Origin of the sequence: Amycolatopsis japonica (genome assembly GCF_000732925.1) — a bacterium.
GTDB lineage: Bacteria > Actinomycetota > Actinomycetes > Mycobacteriales > Pseudonocardiaceae > Amycolatopsis > Amycolatopsis japonica.
This window is the reverse complement of record NZ_CP008953.1, coordinates 2503258-2520715: the sequence shown is the minus strand read 5'-3', so window position 1 is coordinate 2520715 and position 17458 is coordinate 2503258. Positions and strand designations below refer to the sequence as shown.

15 protein-coding genes are annotated in these 17458 nt (G+C 68.1%); 5 read left to right on the top strand and 10 right to left on the bottom strand.

Annotated elements, in window-relative coordinates:
- Positions 1 to 3: 3 nt before the first annotated feature.
- On the bottom strand, positions 4 to 1227 hold the full coding sequence (locus AJAP_RS12245) for a glycosyltransferase (RefSeq protein ID WP_038510793.1): 1224 nt from the start codon (positions 1225 to 1227) through the stop codon (positions 4 to 6).
- Positions 1228 to 1262: 35 nt separating this feature from the next.
- Positions 1263 to 2603 carry a UDP-glucose dehydrogenase family protein gene (locus AJAP_RS12240; RefSeq protein ID WP_038510792.1) on the bottom strand — a complete coding sequence of 447 codons (1341 nt, stop codon included), beginning with the start codon at positions 2601 to 2603 and terminating at the stop codon, positions 1263 to 1265.
- Positions 2604 to 2907: 304 nt separating this feature from the next.
- Here AJAP_RS12240 and AJAP_RS12235 point away from each other — a divergent pair, with 304 nt between their 5' ends.
- Positions 2908 to 3396, top strand: a complete 489-nt coding sequence (locus tag AJAP_RS12235) for a DUF1453 family protein (protein ID WP_037345115.1) — start codon at positions 2908 to 2910, stop codon at positions 3394 to 3396.
- A gap of 90 nt (positions 3397 to 3486) precedes the next feature.
- Here the strand turns inward: AJAP_RS12235 and AJAP_RS12230 are convergent, their stop codons facing one another.
- Positions 3487 to 4242 carry a thioesterase II family protein gene (locus tag AJAP_RS12230; protein ID WP_038510790.1) on the bottom strand — a complete coding sequence of 252 codons (756 nt, stop codon included), beginning with the start codon at positions 4240 to 4242 and terminating at the stop codon, positions 3487 to 3489.
- Between the two features lie 200 nt (positions 4243 to 4442).
- Between AJAP_RS12230 and AJAP_RS12225 the strand changes: the two genes are divergently transcribed.
- The gene (locus tag AJAP_RS12225) at positions 4443 to 5582 is read left to right on the top strand and encodes a sensor histidine kinase (RefSeq protein ID WP_051972420.1); all 1140 of its coding nucleotides are present in this window, start codon (positions 4443 to 4445) and stop codon (positions 5580 to 5582) included.
- A 75-nt stretch (positions 5583 to 5657) separates the two neighbouring features.
- On the opposite strand, the gene AJAP_RS12220 is transcribed toward AJAP_RS12225, so the two are convergent.
- A complete protein-coding gene (locus tag AJAP_RS12220) occupies positions 5658 to 6326 on the bottom strand; it encodes a response regulator transcription factor (protein ID WP_038510788.1) in 669 nt (222 codons plus the stop codon).
- 177 nt (positions 6327 to 6503) lie between these two features.
- On the opposite strand from AJAP_RS12220, the gene AJAP_RS12215 reads away from it, so the two are divergent.
- On the top strand, positions 6504 to 7043 hold the full coding sequence (locus AJAP_RS12215) for a DUF1453 family protein (RefSeq protein ID WP_038510786.1): 540 nt from the start codon (positions 6504 to 6506) through the stop codon (positions 7041 to 7043).
- A 63-nt stretch (positions 7044 to 7106) separates the two neighbouring features.
- Here AJAP_RS12215 and AJAP_RS12210 read toward each other — a convergent pair whose 3' ends face one another.
- Both AJAP_RS12210 and AJAP_RS42450 read right to left on the bottom strand, forming a co-directional pair.
- Positions 7107 to 8768: a flavin monoamine oxidase family protein gene (locus tag AJAP_RS12210; protein WP_038510784.1), complete on the bottom strand. Its 1662-nt coding sequence runs from the start codon at positions 8766 to 8768 to the stop codon at positions 7107 to 7109.
- 108 nt (positions 8769 to 8876) lie between these two features.
- A complete protein-coding gene (locus AJAP_RS42450; RefSeq protein WP_051972419.1) occupies positions 8877 to 9566 on the bottom strand; it encodes a VC0807 family protein in 690 nt (229 codons plus the stop codon).
- A 182-nt stretch (positions 9567 to 9748) separates the two neighbouring features.
- Between AJAP_RS42450 and AJAP_RS12200 the strand changes: the two genes are divergently transcribed.
- Entirely contained in the window at positions 9749 to 10564 is an 816-nt protein-coding gene (locus tag AJAP_RS12200) for a methyltransferase domain-containing protein (RefSeq protein ID WP_038510782.1), read from the top strand.
- 57 nt (positions 10565 to 10621) lie between these two features.
- On the opposite strand, the gene AJAP_RS12195 is transcribed toward AJAP_RS12200, so the two are convergent.
- From AJAP_RS12195 to AJAP_RS12180, 4 genes are all read right to left on the bottom strand, one after another.
- Positions 10622 to 13417: a helix-turn-helix transcriptional regulator gene (locus AJAP_RS12195; RefSeq protein WP_158509796.1), complete on the bottom strand. Its 2796-nt coding sequence runs from the start codon at positions 13415 to 13417 to the stop codon at positions 10622 to 10624.
- Between the two features lie 237 nt (positions 13418 to 13654).
- A complete protein-coding gene (locus tag AJAP_RS12190) occupies positions 13655 to 14116 on the bottom strand; it encodes a helix-turn-helix domain-containing protein (protein WP_037345104.1) in 462 nt (153 codons plus the stop codon).
- Positions 14117 to 14281: 165 nt separating this feature from the next.
- The gene (locus tag AJAP_RS12185; protein ID WP_038510780.1) at positions 14282 to 15391 is read right to left on the bottom strand and encodes an MAB_1171c family putative transporter; all 1110 of its coding nucleotides are present in this window, start codon (positions 15389 to 15391) and stop codon (positions 14282 to 14284) included.
- Positions 15388 to 16035 (bottom strand): hypothetical protein, encoded by a 648-nt coding sequence (locus AJAP_RS12180; protein ID WP_228694917.1) that lies wholly within the window; start codon positions 16033 to 16035, stop codon positions 15388 to 15390. The genes AJAP_RS12185 and AJAP_RS12180 overlap by 4 nt, the downstream gene beginning before the upstream one ends.
- Positions 16036 to 16469: 434 nt before the next feature.
- On the opposite strand from AJAP_RS12180, the gene AJAP_RS12175 reads away from it, so the two are divergent.
- Positions 16470 to 16940 (top strand): hypothetical protein, encoded by a 471-nt coding sequence (locus AJAP_RS12175; RefSeq protein WP_038510778.1) that lies wholly within the window; start codon positions 16470 to 16472, stop codon positions 16938 to 16940.
- The last annotated feature ends 518 nt before the right edge of the window (positions 16941 to 17458 follow it).

The window sequence follows — 17458 nt, the reverse complement described above, 5'->3', positions numbered from 1 at the left end:
GCGCTACTCCGTTCCCGCGGCCCGGCCGGCGAGCTCTTCGAGGTGGGCCACGGCGGACTCCACGCCCGGCATGGTCAGGCTCCGCCGCTGGGCCCGCGCGACGGTGGCCGCGATCCGGGTGTCGGCCAGCACCGCGCGGCAGGTCTCGGCGACCGCTTCCGGCGTGGTGGCGGGGATCTGCTTGCCGAACCCGAGCTCCTCGACGCGGCGGGCGTTGTGCGGCTGGTCGCCGAACTGCGGCAGCGTGGCCATCGGCACTCCGGCGCGCAACGCCTCGCGGATGCTGTTGTACCCGGCGTGGGTCAGGAAGAGCTGCGCGCATTCGAGCAGCAGCGGCTGCGGCATCCGTTCGACGACGAGCACGTTGTCACCGACCTCGACGTCGCCGATCGGGAACCCGGCCGTCGCCACCACCGCCGAACAGTCCACACTGGACAGCCCTTCGATCAGAGCGCGCACCGTGACGTCGGGGTCCTCCATCTCCTCCGGCGGGTCGATGCCGAACGCCTTGAACGCGCCGAGCATGGGCAGCGCGGTGCCGACCGAGGCGAGCACCAGCGGCCGGTCCGCGCGCAGCGCGGCGATCTCCGGCGGCAAGACCTCGCCGGTGGCCACCTCCGACGGCTGGCGGTAGGTGAAGGGCGTCGGCAGATCGAAGGCGGCGAACGAGGTGTCGGCGGGCAGGCAGTCGAAACGGCCGTAGCGGTGCACCATCCCGGCGTCGGGTTCGGCGGCGAGCCCCAGCTCCTGGCGGCGCTCGTTCAGCGGCTCCACCAGGCCCGCCGGGTCGATCAGGTTGCCCGCACCCGACGGCGCGCTGATGTACGGGACGCCGAGCTGCTCGGCGACCAGCACGCCGGACAGCTCCGCGCCGTCACGCACCACGATGTCGGGCTGGAATTCCTTGGCCAGGGGGTAGAGCTTCTGGTAGGCGGTGGTGACGTGCGGGCCGCTCGCGGTGGCGATCAGCTGGTCGCGCGTGTCCAGCACCCTGCGCGGAGTCCCGGCCGCTTCGGCCTCCTGACGTTCCTGCACCATCCGCCCGATGGCCTCGACCATGCCCGGAAGCACCGGTTCGATCCGCATGAGCCCGGGTTCGAAGACGTCGGCCAGTTCCGGCGGGGTCACGACGAGCACGTCGTGGCCCGCCTTCGCCGCCGCCCTGGCCAAGGGCAGCACCGCCCGTGCGTGGCCCTGCGAGCCGGTCACGGTGCACAAAACCCGCATGGGGTCCACCTTTCGTTTCTGTCCTTTGAGGACGGTCAGGGAACGGGGTCGAAGGACGGCGTGCGCACCGGGTCGACCGGCGGCCTGCCGAAGCCGCGCCAGGCGATGCCGGCCCGGCTGAGCGCGTCGGGGTCGAGGTGGTTGCGGGTGTCGATGACGACCGGTCCTTCGAGCAGGCCGGCGATCCGCGGCCAGTCCAGGGCACGGAACTGCGGCCAATCCGTCAGCAGGACCAGCGCGTGCGCGTCCTTCGCGATGTAGTAGGGGTCGTCGACGACCCGGACGCCGGGGATCGGCGGTTCGGCGCCGGTGAGGCCGGGGTCGTACCCGGTCAGCTCCGCGCCACGCTCGGCCAGCAGCCGGGCGACGCTCAGTGCCGGGGAATCCCGGAGATCGTTGGTGCCCGCCTTGAAGGTCAGCCCGAGCAGGCCGATCCGCAGGCCGGTGAGATCCGCGTCCGCGTCGAGTCCACAGGCGACGGCGATCCGCTCGACCACCCGGGACGCCTGTTTCGCGTTCCCGGAGATGACCTCGTCGAGCAGGCCGAACTCGAAACCCGCGACCTCGGCGACCTGTTTGAGCGCCATGGTGTCCTTGGGCAGGCAGGAACCACCCCAGCCCGGCCCCGGCGAAAGGAACGTCGGGCCGATCCGGCGGTCGTAGCCCATGCCTTCGGTGACGTCGCCGATGTCGGCGTCGAGCCGCTCGCACAGTTCGGCGATGGCGTTCACATAGGACAGTTTCGTGGCGAGGAAACAGTTGGCGGCGTACTTGACCATCTCCGCGCTCGCCGCGTCGGTCAGCACCGTCGGGGCGCCGAGCCGGGCGTAGAGCGCCGCGACGCGTTCCGCCGGGCCGCGGGTGTCGGAACCGACGACGATCCGGTCCGGGTTGAGGAAGTCGTGGACGGCGGTGCCCTCGCGAAGGAACTCCGGATTGCTCACCACCGCGACGTCGTCCCGGCCGAGCAGCGCGGCGACCCTGGCCGCGGTCCCGACCGGCACGGTCGACTTGTTCACCAGCACGCAACCCGGCGAAAGCACGTCACGGACCTTGGTCGCGACGTCGATGACGGCCGACAGATCGGCCATCCCACCCTCGCCCATCGGGGTGGGTACACAAAGGAAGACGGCTTCCGCGGTCTCGACGGCCTCCGCGGCCGATTCGACGAAACCGAGCCGTCCGGCGGCGATTCCCTCGGCGACCAGACCGGGCAGGTCCTTTTCCAGGATGTCGACCTCACCGCGCTGGAGCCGGGCCAATTTGCCGCGATCGGAATCGGTGCACCGGACCCGGTGTCCGAGCGAGGCGAGACACGCCGCGGTGGTCAGCCCGACGTATCCGGCGCCGACGACGGCCACTTGGTAGGAATGCAACGTGAGACACCTTTCAGTCGGCGAAATCCGGCTCCGAATTCCGGGAAAGGGGATTCGGAAGCGAGAGCCGATCGGGCCGGGAATTGGCGGTCCGGCCGATGAACCCGACAGTAGGATCGGCCTCGAAGCGCCAACAACCCCTAGCGACCGGTGCCCACCCCTAATCGCCGGTTCCCCGGTTCGGGTGGATCGGGGAATTCCACCCGGACGTCAACCCGTGGTTGGTCGCCGGGACGGGTGCCTGCTCCTACGCTCGTGATCGATACCGAACGAACAGGTCGCCCACAGCCGAGGAGAGTGCGCAGTGGACACCAGCACGCTGATCAACATCGCGGTCGCCATCGCCGTCGTCGTCTACGTGATTTACCAGCGCATGAGCTGGAAACCGCTGGAGAACGTGGAAATCTGGGGCGGGCCGCTCACCCTGGTCGCCATCGGGGTCATCCAGATGCGGCATCTGGACACCACCATCAGCGTGACCGACATCGTCTTCCTCGGCGTGGGCCTGCTGGTCTCGCTCCTGGGTGGCGCCGCGATGGGCGCGATGACGCAGCTGCAGCGGCGCGGCGACAAGGTCTACCAGCGGATCGGCGCGCTCGGCCTCGCCGTCTGGGTGGGCCTGCTGCTCGTCCGCGGCGTGCTCGGCGTGATCGGGCATTTCGCCGGCGCGACGCTGACCTCCGGCGGTGGCACCATCCTGCTCTCGCTGGGTGCGAACCTGATGGCGATGACGCTCGTGCTGTCCGCCCGCCTCGGCGGCGCCAAGATCCCGGGCGGCAGCCCGCAACGCTGACCCCGGACGTCACGCGGGCCACGATGACGCGAAAGCCACTTTCGCAACCTTGAAGGTTGCGAAAGTGGCTTTCGCAACGTCATCGCCGCTTCACCGCCGCAGGACCGCGGCGGTCACCACCTCGGCGAACTCCTCGGGCCGAGCCTCCGGGAAACCGTGCCCACCAGGGAAGACCTGGAGGTCGAACGGGCCGGTGGTGTACTCGTGCCAAGCGCGCGCCTCGTCGAGGGACACCGCCGGGTCGCTGTCACCGACGAGCACCGTGACCGGACAGCGCAGCGCCGGCCCGGGTTCGGGCCGGTAGGCGGCCAGCGCCCGGAAATCGGCCCGGATGGCCGGGAAAGTGGCCTTGAGCAGCTCCGCGTCCCGCGCACCGGGCGAGCCGGCGTCGCGAAGCGAGTACAGCTCGGTCACGAGATCCTGATCCGGCAGCAGGTGGAGCCCGACGGAGCCGGACCGGGACGGGGCCGGGCAGCCGGACACGATCAGCGCGACCGGGCTCCCGGTCAGCACCTGCTCCAGCCGCCTCGCCACCTCGAAACCGACGACCGCGCCCATTCCGTGGCCGTACACCGCGAACGGCGCGCCTTCCCAGAGCGCGAGCGCACCGGTGACCCGGTCGGCCAATTCCCCGATGTCTTCGGCACACGGTTCCGCGACCCGATCCTGACGTCCCGGATATTGCGCCGCGTGCACCTCGATCCCCGGCGCGAGCGCGGCGGAAAGCGGGAAGAACGCATTCGCGGCCGCACCGGCGTCGGGCAGGCAGATCAGACGCGGTACCGACGGTCCTCCGGGCCGGAAAACACGGACCCAGTCCCCGGCATCGCCGCTTGGAGCGGTCATCGCAGGATTCCTCCGAAAGGGATGGGAATTGTTCGGCGGAGGGTCGGAGAGACCGCTTTCTTTCGCCTCGGCGAACACTAGCCGGACGCTTCCTGCGGAAACAACCGCGAGAGAGCGACCTCCTACCAACGGTGACGGTATTTCCACCCTCGGAATGATCGCCCGCGAGCGAAAAGTCGTGGTGGCCCTACGATCGTCGTATGACCGAAGCAGCGTCCGAAGAGGCCGAGGAACGTCGCTGGCGATGGGCCGCGCCCGCCGCCGGGACGGCGCTGCTGGCCGTCACCCAGATGACCGCGACCGTCCCGGCCGGCGCCGGCTGGCTGTGGGTGCTCTACGCCGTGTCGTCGGCGAGCTGGCTGCTGTGGATCGGGATCAGCGAGCGCTTCCCCCGCGCCGCCCTGCTCCCGCTGGCCGCGGCGAGCGCGGTCCCGGCCTTCGGTACCGGCGCCGCCACCGACGGCACCGCCGTGATCATGACCTGCATCACCCTCGCCGCGTTCGCCTCACGGCTGGAACCGGGCACCGTCGCGATCATCGCGCTGATGGTCTTCGACGCCGCCGCCATCGTGGCCTCCAGCCTGCTCGGCCACCGCCCCTCCGAGGCATGGCTGGGCGCGCTCGGCGCGGTCGTCATCGTGGTCCTCGTCGGATTCACCCGCCGCGGTCATCTGACCAGGGTCGCGCAGGCGGAACGGTTGCTGCACCAGGAACGGCTGGCGCACACCCGGGGCGTGCGCGCCGCGACGCTCGACGAGCGCACCCGTATCGCCCGCGAGATCCACGACGTCGTCGCCCATTCCCTCGGCGCGCTGCGCGTCCAGCTGGAGGTGATGCACACGCTGCTGGTGGAGGAGGACGACACCGAAGGCGCCCTGCGTTCGCTCGCGCTTTCGCGAAGCCTCGCCGACCAAGGGCTCAGCGACGTCCGGGACGCCGTGGCGGCCCTGCGCGAGGACGTCCGCGCCCTGCCGGACGCGCTGAACGAACTCGTGCGGACCTTCGGCCGGGAACACGACACTCCGGCAGAGTTCACCATGCTGGGCGAGCACCGCGACCTCCCGTCGGCGCAGACGATCGCGCTGCTGCGGATCTGCCGGGAGGCGCTGACGAACGCGGCCAAGCACGCGGCGGGCGAGGCGGTGAGCGTCGAACTGGAGTACCCGCCGGACGAGGTCCGGCTGCACGTCCGCAACCCTCTCGCCGCCGCACCGGACCCCGGGCACACGCCGGGCTACGGCCTGACCGGGATGCGCGAACGGATCGAACTCGTCGACGGCACCCTGGTCACCGGTCCGGACGGCCGGTTCTGGGACGTCACCGCCCGGGTGCCGGGCTGAGGCGAACGTGCCGCCAGGCGGATCTCGCGTGATTGAAGGCGTAACTCGCGTGATCAGGCACGGAACTCGCGTGATTCAGTCCCGCACGTAACCTGCTTGGTACGCATAACGAACCGCCTGCGCCCGATCCCGGCTCCCCGTCTTGGCGAAGATCCGGTTGATGTGGCTCTTGACCGTCGTCTCGCTGACGAACAGTTCCGCGGCGATCTCCTTGTTGCTGCGCCCCGCCGCGATCAGCGTCAGCACATGGGCTTCCCGCTTCGTGAGCTTCGCGTCGTCCTCGGGCGGCGGCGCCGAAGCGGGCGCGGGCGCCAGGGCGGCGCCGAGCACTCGCCGCTGCACCCGCGGGTCGAGCAGGGCCTGTCCCGCCGCGGCCGCGTGCACCGCGCGCCCGATTTCGTGCTTGTTCGCCGATTTCGTCAGGTATCCCAGCGCTCCGGCCTCCAAGGCACGCAGCACCCAGTCGTCGTCGGCGTAGGTGGTGAGCACGACGACCTCGATCTCCGGATGCTGTTCCTTGATCCGCCGGGTCGCCTCGACGCCGTCGCACCGGGGCATGGAGAGGTCCATCAGCACGACGTCCGGGCTCAGTTCCCCGGCCAGCCGCACGGCGACCTCGCCGTCGGGCGCCTGGCCGACCACGGTGATCCCCGCGACCGTCCCCACCAGCAGGGCCAGCCCTTCGCGTACCGCCGCCTGGTCTTCGGCGATCACGATCCGGACCGGGGGCACTTCTTCGACCATGCCTGCATCATGGCCTGCCCTCACCGGTCCGCGCCACACGGCACTCCACCTCGAGGTGGACGCCGATCTCCAACCGGATTCCCACCCGCGCGCCGATGATCGGCGCGGCCGTTCGCCCTAGATTTCGGGACAACCGGCATCGAACTGCCGGATGGGGAGTCTTTCGAAGGAGTTTTGATGAGTGAAGCCATGCGAAACGCCCTCATCCTGAGCGGCGTACTGCTGGCGCTGGTGCTGTTCACGCACATCGGTCGCCACAAGGCCCACCTGGTCATCCTGATCCTGCCGTTCTTCACGTGCGCGCTGGTGGGCTGGGCAGTCCTCTACGACCTCAAGCTGACCACGCCGAACTCACTGGCCGGCCTGGTCGGCATCGCGGCGGGTGTCCTGATCGGCTGGGGATTGCTGAAGGGCACGAAGGTCGAGTGGGACCAGGAGAAATCCGCCGTCTACACCAGGGCGGGCTGGGTCTACTTGGGACTGTGGCTGTTCGTCCTCGTGGGACGGCTCATCTTCGTCTACACGCTGGAGCACAGCCACTCGTTCGCGGCCGACTTCGGCAAGTTCCTGATGGACACCGGGATCGACGCCGGCGGCGTCTCCGCCTTCTTCGTCACCATGGCGCTGACGATGGTCATCTTCCGCACCGCCGGGGTCTGGGTGTACCGGGCCAAGGTACTCAGGCAGGCTCAGCGAACCCCCAGTTACGCGAGCTGAGCACTGTCTCGCCTGCCCGGTCCGTCGACTATCCCCCAGTCGCCGGACCGGGCCTCGACCCGTTCAGGACTCGGGCAGTTCGATCGGCGCGATGTGGTCGAAGACGTCGCCGGGCCCGGGGTTACGCGGGTCGGTGGCCCCGCCGAGATGGCGCAGCGTCCCCCACACCGCGTTGAGCGCGCTGGTGACCGCCCCTTCGGCGAAGCCACCCATCCACGAGATGTCGTCACCGGCGAGGAACAGGCCGCGCTGGGCGGCGGGAAGGTCGTCTTGCCGGAAATGGGTGAACAAGCGACGCTGGTAGCGATACTGCCCCGGCAGGTTCGCCTTGAACGCGCCTTGGAAGTTCGGCTCGTTCTCCCAGGTGACGGTGACCGGGTCGCCGGTGATGTGGGAGCGGATGTCGACACCCGGGTAGATGTCGGCGAGCGCGTCCAGTGCGAGTTCGAGCCGCTCGGCCGGGCCGAGTGTCGCGAACTTGAGAGAATCGTCGTTCCAGGTATAGGAAAGGCACAGCGCGGCCGGCGAATCCGGTCCGTCGTCGAACAGGTAGACGCTGCGCGGGGTCCGATCGGTCAGGGTCATCCCCATCAGTTCCTCGCCGGTGCGCGGATCGACGTCGTGCCAGAACGGCCGGTCGACCGGGACGAACAACTTCGAAGCGCCCATGTAGTGCGTGCGTTCCAGTGCGGTCCACACGTTCGCGGGCAGCAGAGGGCGCACTCCGGCGATCTTGGTGAGCAGCACCCGGTGCTGCGCGGTGAAGACCACGGCCGGATAGGTCCGCACGTCACCGTTTTCGTCCTCGACGGCGAACCCGTCCCCCGCCGGGCGCAACCCGATGACGGCTGGACGCGGCGATCCATCGTGCAGCGAAGCGACCGACGTCCCGGCCGGCCAGAAGCGCGCCGAAGCGGGCGCGTGGTTCCACAGCCGCCGCGGGAGTTGCTGGCAACCGCCGATGATCTGCCGCGGCCCCTCTTCGACGCCGGTGTAGATGACGCGGAGGATCTCCAGTACCGAGTTGGGGAAGTCGGTGTCCCAGCCGCCGGTTCCGAAGCCGACCTGACCGAAGATCTCGCGATGGCGGAAGGAGGCGAACGCCGTCGACCGCGCCAGGAAACCGTAGAAGGACTGGTCGTCGAGTTCGGGCAGCAGCCGGTTCCAGATCGCCTTCACCATGGCGGTGTCGCGCATCCGGATGGCGTCGCGCATGGTGGACAGATCGGCCAGTTCCTGCAGTGCCTTGTGCCAGGCGTCGTCGACCTCGTGGAAAACCGACGGGAGATCCGCCGGGGTCCGCGCGCGGTAGGTCACGCCGTCGAGATTGATCACCGTGGTGGAAGTACTGCGGGACAACGGGTTCGCGAACGGCTTGGTCTCCAGGCCGACCTCGTCGATGTACCGGTACAGGGTGGTGGCCGAGGGCGGGAACCGCATCGCGCCCATCTCCGCGATCGCGCCGTCCTCACCCGCCAACGGGATCGAGCGCATCCGGCCGCCGATCTGGCCCGCTTCGTAGACCACCGGTTTCAGGCCGAGACGCAGCAGTTCGTAGGCCGCGACCACACCCGCTATCCCGCCACCGACGACGGCGACCTCCTGTCCGAGTCGGTCCGGCGGCAGTTCGCCGAGCCCGGCCGGATGCGCGAGCCAATCGTCGTAGGCGAACGGGAAATCGGGGCAGAGAGTGGTCAGCGGGGGCGCGAAATCGGCTGCGGTCATCGTGGCGGATCTCCCTGGTCATCGGGGCCACACTGTCTCGACCGAAACGTACGACGGGGTCCGGCGGGGACCAACCCCTCACTTTCCCCTACTCGCCCCTAGTCCATTTTAGACAGCCGCGGGCGCGGTATCCGCCTTGTGAAGCGCCTTTTCCAGGCCCCGGCCGGCGGAGCGCCGCCGGTACCAGACGGTCCAGGCGACCACACCGGTGATCGCGGTCAGCTCGATCGCGGTGGACAGGCCGACCATCACCGACGCGGGCAGCAGGTAGATCAGGACGAGCCGTGCGGCGGATTCGGCGACCAGGACCACGCCCCAGCCCGCAGTGGAGACCCGGTGCAGTTTGCGGAACTCGGGTTCCGTGTCGTACAGCCGGTCCCAGCCCGCGCGGCGAGCCGGGGTCAGCGCCCGGATCCGCCGGGAGATGAAGAAGGTCACCGGTTTCCCGAAGGCGAGGCTGCCGAGGAAGGCGATCCCGGCCAGGCCGCTGGTGAAGGGATCCTTGGCCAGCAGCAGGCGTTCGTCCCCGCTCACCAGGGAGACCAGCAGGGTCACCGCGCAGACGACGAGGACGAACACTCCGAAGCCGTCGACCTTGCGTTCCTTCACCGCGACGGCGAGCACGAGGACGCCGATGGCGATCGTGGCCGCCACCAAGGCGGAGCCGCTGCTCCAGCCGAAGGCGAGCAGTACGTAGTAGACGACGACCGGCACGGTGACGTCGGCGATCAACGAGACGAGGGAGCGCGTGCGCGCGCCGCGTCCGTCGGTTTCCTGGTTCTTCGTTTCCCCCGGCATGTGAAGTTCCTATCACGGGGAAACCGCCCGTGCGGAGAAGTTCACCCCCTATTCCAAAACCCCTATTCCCGACGTCAGTGCCGTTCAGTGGTCAAGTCACCCCCTGCATTTCGGCACGGAACCAAGATCACCGATACCGTGAGAGGGAAAGGAACTCGCGTGACCGTAGGAGATATACCAGAATGCAACGGAACTTCAAGGAATTCAAGATAACGGTGGACCCGGTCAGGGACGACTTCCTCCGGGCCAAGGGGCCCGGCCAGCGCAACCTCCTTCTCGGCCGCGCGGTGTTCGAGTTCGCGAGCGATCTGGAACACCTCGACACCATCCAGCAGGAATTCGTCGAGGGCTCGCACCGGCCGCTGATCCGCCGGAACTGGCAGGACAGCACGGCGGACTACAGCGATCCGACGCAGCTGCTCATCCAGGGCCAGCAGGTGATGCAGAACTGGGAGCGGCCGCTGATGAAGGTGCTGGCGGAAAACGCCGCGGCGAACGGCGGCGATCTGCTCGAAGTCGGTTTCGGGATGGGTATTTCGGCCACCTACGTCCAGGACGCGGGCGTCCGGTCGCACACCCTGATCGAAATCAACTCCGAGGTGAAGGCCGAGTTCGAGAAATGGCGCTCCCAGTGGCCGGATCGCGATATCCGGCTGGAACTCGGCGCCTGGCAGGACGTGCTCGGCGGCCTCGGCCAGTACGACGCGATCCTTTACGACACCTATCCGACCGATGAACGGGAATTCGCCAGGACCCTGGGCCCGAAGGCCATCGTGCTGGCCGCCGAATTCTTCGAGCACGCCGCCGCCCATCTTCGCCCCGGCGGCGTCTTCTCCTACTACACCAACGAAATCGACTCACTGAGCCGGGCGCACCAGCGTGCCCTGCTCGACCATTTCAGCTCGTTCCGGGTGGAGGTCGTCCGCGACCTGAAGCCGCCGGCCGACTGCACCTACTGGTGGGCGGGCACGATGGCGGCCGTCACCGCCGTCAAGTAGACGAAACGACGAAGGTCTCCTTACCTTGCGGGGTAAGGAGACCTTCGTCGTTCACGTTCAGGCGCTGTTGACGACCGAGACCTGGAGCCACGACGGCAGATCCCGCCGCCGGTTGACGTCCAGTTTGCGGTAGACACGGGTGAGATGCTGTTCGACCGTGCTCACCGTGATGTAGAGCTTGCTCGCGATCGCCCGGTTCGTGTGCCCGAGTGAAGCCAGCCCGGCGACCCTTCGCTCGGCCTCGCTCAGCGATTCGATGAGCTCGCGTTCGACGCTCGACGCGGCGATGTCCGCCGTTGTGGAGACCGGCTTCCCCTCGTCGGCCGTTCCGTCGAGACGCAGATCGCGACAGATCACCTCGGCGTGGCAACCCTTCGCGATGTGCCATGCCTGGCGGGCCACCGTGCGCGCACGGCCCGACTCGGCGAGGGTGTAGTGCGCGCGGCTGAGATCGCCAAGCGCGCGGGCGAGTTCGAGGCGGATACCGCCCGCCTGGAAGATCTTCACCGCTTCACGCAGCAGTTCGGGCCGCTTCTGCGGTTCGGCGATCTTGGCCTTGAGCCGCAACGAGATTCCCCGCACATGCGACGTCGAGCCGGCGAGCTTCGCGAGTTGTTCGTCCAAAAGGGACTTGGCCTTCTCCGGCATGCCGAGCCGAAGGTACGCCTCGGCCGTGTCACCGCGCCAGGGCACCAGCACCGGCAGGTCGAAATCCCAGCTCTTGCTGAGTTCCCCGCAGAGGACGAAGTCGCCGAGCGCCGCGTGCACCCGGTCGGTCTCCAGGTAGAGCCTGCCGCGGGCGCGCAGGTAGTGCAGGCCGAACCGGGTCTGCAGCATCGAGGCGGGCACCGGCTGGTTGATATGCGCGGCCGCCTCCTCGAATTTGCCCATTCCGACGGCGGCCAGGCACAGCGTCGCCAGCGGGACTCCGACGGCCACGCCCCAGCTCTGCGGTGTGATGAACGTCAAGGCCGCCTTGGCCTGCTTCTCCGCCGTCACCAGATCTCCCTGGCGCAGCGCCATTTCCGCCCTCGCGGCCGCGAACACGGCCTGCCAGCTGGGCGCGTCGCAGTCGGCGGCCTCCTGCTGCAGCAGCTCGCACCACGGCACCGCCTTGTCGAGCCGGTCGGCGTAGATGAGCGCGAACAGCGCGCTGCGTACGGATTCGACCATCGTGTCGCCGAGCTGGATGCTCTTCAGCACGTTCTCGGCCGACGCGATGGCGTCGTCGTCCGGGCCGTTGGTGACGATCCGGCTCAACGCCATCGCGGCCTGGACGTTGGGGTCGAAGGATTGCGCGGGAACGCGGTCCTTCGCGGCCGGGGCGGGCAGCTTGTCGCGCAGAACGGGATACGAACAGAGAATGAACAGGCGGGTGATGCGCAGTTCCGCTTCGGTGCGATCGTCGGCCGAGGGCTCCATGGTGGCGAGCCTGTCGAGCACCTCGCCCGCTTCCCCGGTGCGGCCGTGCCACAGCAGGAACCGCACCAGGATGGCGGCGGCCCGCACCGGGAGGTTCCCGGCGAGGAAGATCTCGTAGAGGTGGTCGGTGTGCACGGCGCCGACGGCCGGGTTGTTCCGCCATTCCAGACCGGCGAGCTGGGTCACCATCTCGACTTCGAGCGCTTCGTCCCCGCACGACCGGCAGGCCAGTTTCAGGCATTGGACGGCGAACGAGGTCTGGTTGTCCACTTTGGCCAGTTCGGCCGCGGTGCGCAGCACGGGCACCGCCCACGGCCGCTCGGCCCGGTCGGCCGCGACGAGGTGGCGGGCGACCTCGAGCGCGCCGGCGCCGTCGTGGTGCAGGAGCACGGCGGCACGTTCGTGCAACCGCGCGCGTTCCGGGACCGGGACGTCGGCCAGTACCGCGGTCACCGTCATCGGATGCCGGAACCAGCCGGCGTCGAGCAGGCCGACCTGGTGCAGGAGGGTGATCGCGCGGCCGGCGGTGCGCTGGTCCATCCCGGCCACCCGGACGGCGAGGCAGACCGTTTCTCCCTTGCCCAGCACCGCGAGGACCCCGGCGAGGGTCCGGGTGTCCTGGTCGCCGCGCTGGAGACACGCCGCCACCGCCTGGCAGTAGTGATCCCCGGGGATCGGCCGGGTCTCGGGCGCGAGGGGTACGCCCGAGGCACGGAGATCTTCGAGGAGTGCCTGTGCCAGCAACGGATTCCCGCCGCTGAGCTCATGCAGGCCCTGTACCAGGGTGTCGTCCTGTCCGGGTGGGACGAACCGGGCCACCTCGTCGCGGCCCAGCGGCTTCAGCCGGATCCGGCGGCAGTGCGGGAGCCGGAGGTACTCGGCGCCCAGCAAGGGCAATGTCTGCTTGGCGGACAACGACTCCGTCAGCACTATGAGCACGTTCATCGTGCGCATGCGGCGCATGAGGAACATCAGCCAGTGCAACGACGGGGTGTCCACATGGTGGAAGTCGTCGACGAGCACCACGACCGGGCGGCGCGCGGCGAGCTCGCGTACGAGCTCCAGCAGGTCGAGCATCAGGTGCGTGCTGGGCCGCCCGGTCAGCCCGGTCTCCTCCGCCCGGGTGAGCAGGTCCGCGGCCTTCACGCGCAGGTCTTCGGACAGTGCCGGGCCGCGGAAAAGCTGGAACAGCGCGGTCAACGGAAGATCCTTCTCCGCTTCCACGCAAAGCGCGCTCAGTACCGTTGCTTCCGCTTCAGCGCATTGTTGCCCGAATGCGTGCAGGAGTTCACTTTTCCCGCTCGCGGCGGTGCCGGTGACCACCGCCGCGACGGCGTTTCCCTGTTCGGTTTCCTTCAAGAAGTCTCGCAGCACCAGCAACTCCGCACGGGGGTATGCCCCCGCGCGGACGTCGCCGTCCGCTCTGCTCACTGATTTCACGTGCATTCTTCGTCGCCCCCATGGCAAACCCGCAATGTGGAGTCCGGTGGCGAACCGACATCGTCCGTTCCACACAGGAACTCTTGCCGAGGAGCCTAGAGGACGTCACCCTATCGTGTCGACCCAAGAGAACAAATGAGAGGTTCGTCCGTTTTTCTCAGTGGACGGCCACTGTGGACTAAGCGGAAAACCCAGACACGACAAGCACAACCGGCGACGCCGGACGCGTCAGTCCTGTTTGGACCCACGCTCTCGCATGGCCTGCTGATCCCGCCAGACGACGTCCAGCAGATTCTTCACCAGTTCGCGGCGGTCGGTCGTGAGCTCGCCCGCGCGCATGGCCATAAGCCGCACCTCGTCGGTGTCGGCCAGTTCACGCAACCGCGCCTGCTCCGCGCGCAGGTATTCCAGCTGCCGGTCCACCCGATCGCTCACGCCCTCGTTGAAGAAGTACGTGACCGGGACGCCGAAGAAATCCGCCAGCCCTTGCAGGTGCTTGAGCGTCGGGTTGTCCTTCTTTCCCTTGCGCAGCTGCCAAACGTAGCTCTGGGAGATCGTCACACCCTCGGCGGTGATCGCGGACGCGACCTCTTCGTAGGTGAATTCGCTGCCGTTGCGCCGGGTGACGTGCGCGAACAGATGGTCGAGTTTTTCGGCCAGGCTCCGGCCTGGTTCGTCCTGCCGGGACATGCTGCCTCCCAAGAACACCGCCGAGTTCCTCACGAACCCGTGCCGCGCTGCCGTATGGCGGTGCAGGTCCCCCCGAGTACCGGAGTATAGGCGGCCACCTCCCTTTCATCAACTGACGTGAATGATTCACTCCCGGTTCCGTACAACTGAGGAAAAAACGGACGATCAGGCGCGCAAGGTCTTCGACAGCGTGACGAGCGCCCCGACGTCGGCCTCGATGTCCGGCCCTTCCGGACGCGCCACCGCCACCGCGGTGCGCGAGGTCGGCCGCTCCCCCGCACGCAACCGGGTCAGCGCCTCGCGGAAGACCTCGGGCGACACCCGTTCCCGGCCTTCGACGAAACCACTGTCGGCCAGGTACGGGCTCAGCCGAACCAGCCCGTCGCGGATCTCGACGACTCTTCGCCAATACCTGCGATGCAATCGCCAGAACGCGAGCTCCTCCAGCCACCCGTGCCGCTGTCCGGCGTACAGCGCGTCGCCAGGGAAGACGTCGTGAAGCTGCCCCCACAGTGGACGCAGATCCTCGTACCGCCGCCGGTGCCGCAGCCACAGCCGGACCGCGGCGAGCACGGCGAGCAGCCCGACCAGGGTGATCCCGGCCATGAACAGGATGATTCCCAAGTGGACCAGCACGGCCGTCACGTCCGGGACGGCCGATGGCACGTCACCACCGGCCCAGCGCACGAGAATCGTGCCGAATCGCGCGACCGAGGTCAGCGCGAGCACGATCAGGCCGCAGGCGGCGATCCGCAGTCCCCAGCGGACACGGAGCGGGGTCTCGGCGGCGTCACGCAGGGCCCAGCTCGCCGCCTGCACCGTCGTATAGGTGCCGTAGGCCGCGTCGACCAGGTAGAAGAACGCCACCCCCGGTTCCGTCACCACCGACGGCAACGCCGCGCCGACGCCGAAGGCCTGCTCGCGCGACGCGGCCGGGACCACGAACATCGCCACCGCCAGGGCCGCGCAGACCAGCATCAGCAGCCCGGCATCGAGGGTCACCCGCCGCCGTGAGCCGCCGGCGGAGAGCAGGAAGAAGACCAGCAGGCAGAACAGGCTGGCGTCGAGCGCGACGGTCTGGACCAGGCGGAAGGTGGCGACGTCGAGCGCCCCGCCGGTGAACTCGTGCAGCGCCACCATGCTCGACGGCGCGGTCAGCAGCCGCAGCACCAGGCAGCCGACCAGCGCCCAGATCGCCGGGGCGCGCGGCGATCGCGCCAGCCGGAAGGAGAACCACGCCAGCGCCGCGATCACGAACTCCTTGGCCAGGCTCACAGCCAGCCCCGCGCCTCGTCGAGGGCGTGCCGCATCCGCCTGGTCCGCGACGAACCCGGCCCGGCGAGCTGCCGGACGACCACGGACCGCTCGAGCAGGAGGGTGGCGATCGTCTCGGCCTCCCGCTCCCTGGCCGAGTCGTACTGCGTTCTTTTCAACAGCCTGCGAATTACCCCCGGGTCGAGGTCGGGCATGAACCGGGACCAGATTTCCTCTTCATCCGGTTCGGCCTGGTGACCGGCCAGGATATGACCCAGCTCATGCGCGATGATGTGCTCTTGGTGAATTCGGGTGGTCTCCGACTGGAAGACGATGTAGTCGCTCGAAGACGCGCTCAGCCACGCTCCACACGGGCCGGGAACCTCCATCGGGAACGCGATGAGTTTGATCGGCCGACCTCGGCTTTCCCCGATGCGGCGGCAGAGTTCGGACATTTCGACCGGCCCGTCGATCCCGAACTTGACAAATTCTTTACGCAGGCCACGACGAAGTTTCCGCTCAGCGGCAATGGTCTCGACGAAACCATGAATCGCTTTCACCTGACCCCCAGGACCACTCGAACCCACGGGTCCGAACAGACCCGTGGCGAAGTAGGAAATGCTGCACCACAGTTGTTTCGCATCCCCAGATGACGCGGACTTCACATCCGAAACGCCAGACCCTCGCGAGCAACCAGCGGCAGGCTAACACGAGTGATCAGTTCGCGTCAGCGCATCACCTGAACGGATCAACTCCGGAAAATATTCGCCACCGAACGCCCGGCTAACAGGAGGAAGAGCCTCCGTCTCCAAAGCGGGAACAGGGCCGCCACCCCTTACTCGGCGTCCGTTGTCCGGACACCATTGTCCCTATTGGCACTAGGTAATCGATCGATTGCGAAGCGTCAGATCCACCCTTTGGCGTCGAGATCCCACCAGTCGAACACAAGGGCCAATCACACCACGGCTTCACTCGACCGCTTGGACATGTCAATTCTTCGCGCCGGCCTCGACAATCGTAAATTCGCCGGGAGGCCCTTTCTTGACGATAGCCTTGAAGGCACGGGCAACTCTGGCCGAGACAAAAGAAAGCAGGTGCGATGAAGGAGCCGCTGTACCGTCGCGTGAACACCCGCGCCAGACACGTCCACCACGATCACGGCGGGGATCACCGGCACCAGCGCAACACGAAACGGGAACGCGCCTCCGATCGGACACGCGGGTCCATGGGGCCGCGGGCGCGCCGAGGCCTGGACTACACGCCGTTGTTCCGGTTCCTGCTCGGCAAGATCGGCGCGGAGTGGGACGAGGTGTACAACGAGGCCGCCGCCCGGCTCGACTCCCCCGACCCGATCCACTGGCTGGTCGCCCGGCAGCCGCACGAACGACGCGACCGCGTGCGGATCGGCGAGGCCAGTTACTACAGCGGCCTCTACGTGGACGACGACAACCGGTTGCAGGTCGTCGACCCCGAACTAGGTGTCGACGACCTGGAGCCGACGTGCCCTTGCTGCACCCACACCTTCAACGGTGTCCGGTTCACGCGGAAGTACCGGCAGCCTCCGCCGTGAGACACCGGCCACGACTCGGCTGGAACCGAGGCGGACGTCAAGGTGTCGTGGCGATGGAGGTGGCGACTTGAGCGGGCTCGCCACGGAGCCTGGTGCGTCCACTCTGTCCATAAAGGATGTATTTCCCGATTGCGGCGCCCGATTTGGGTATTTTGCCCGACTTCAAGCAGGGGTCGTGAGTGATTTGGGTCGTTCTATTGCGGGGAAGGTCAAACGTGGTGCCCGTGAGGTAGGGAAGGATCTTCGCGAGCTTTCCGCCTGTCGAACGTGTCGCGAAAGCCACGTTCGAGACATCTGACGTCGCGAAAGTGGCTTTCGCGACGCAGGCGCCGGCGGCGAAGCGGCCGGGGCGGGTGAGTGACCGGGGCGAAGGCTCCCTTCACCGCAGTAGACGCGGTGAAGGGAGCCTTCACCTCGTCATCGACCCATGACCGCCGAATGAGCGGCAGTTTTCCCTTCACGACTTCCCCGGCGCCCATCCCGTACGTACCGTCGCGCACTGGCTGATCCGCCGCGTT

Coding starts and splice junctions, on each gene's coding strand:
- AJAP_RS12245 (WP_038510793.1), bottom strand. CDS start 1,227: ATGCGGGTTTTGTGCACCGTGACCGGCTCGCAGGGCCACGCACGGGCG.
- AJAP_RS12230 (WP_038510790.1), bottom strand. CDS start 4,242: ATGACCGCTCCAAGCGGCGATGCCGGGGACTGGGTCCGTGTTTTCCGG.
- AJAP_RS12225 (WP_051972420.1), top strand. CDS start 4,443: ATGACCGAAGCAGCGTCCGAAGAGGCCGAGGAACGTCGCTGGCGATGG.
- AJAP_RS12220 (WP_038510788.1), bottom strand. CDS start 6,326: ATGGTCGAAGAAGTGCCCCCGGTCCGGATCGTGATCGCCGAAGACCAG.
- AJAP_RS12215 (WP_038510786.1), top strand. CDS start 6,504: ATGAGTGAAGCCATGCGAAACGCCCTCATCCTGAGCGGCGTACTGCTG.
- AJAP_RS12210 (WP_038510784.1), bottom strand. CDS start 8,768: ATGACCGCAGCCGATTTCGCGCCCCCGCTGACCACTCTCTGCCCCGAT.
- AJAP_RS42450 (WP_051972419.1), bottom strand. CDS start 9,566: ATGCCGGGGGAAACGAAGAACCAGGAAACCGACGGACGCGGCGCGCGC.
- AJAP_RS12200 (WP_038510782.1), top strand. CDS start 9,749: ATGCAACGGAACTTCAAGGAATTCAAGATAACGGTGGACCCGGTCAGG.
- AJAP_RS12190 (WP_037345104.1), bottom strand. CDS start 14,116: ATGTCCCGGCAGGACGAACCAGGCCGGAGCCTGGCCGAAAAACTCGAC.
- AJAP_RS12175 (WP_038510778.1), top strand. CDS start 16,470: ATGAAGGAGCCGCTGTACCGTCGCGTGAACACCCGCGCCAGACACGTC.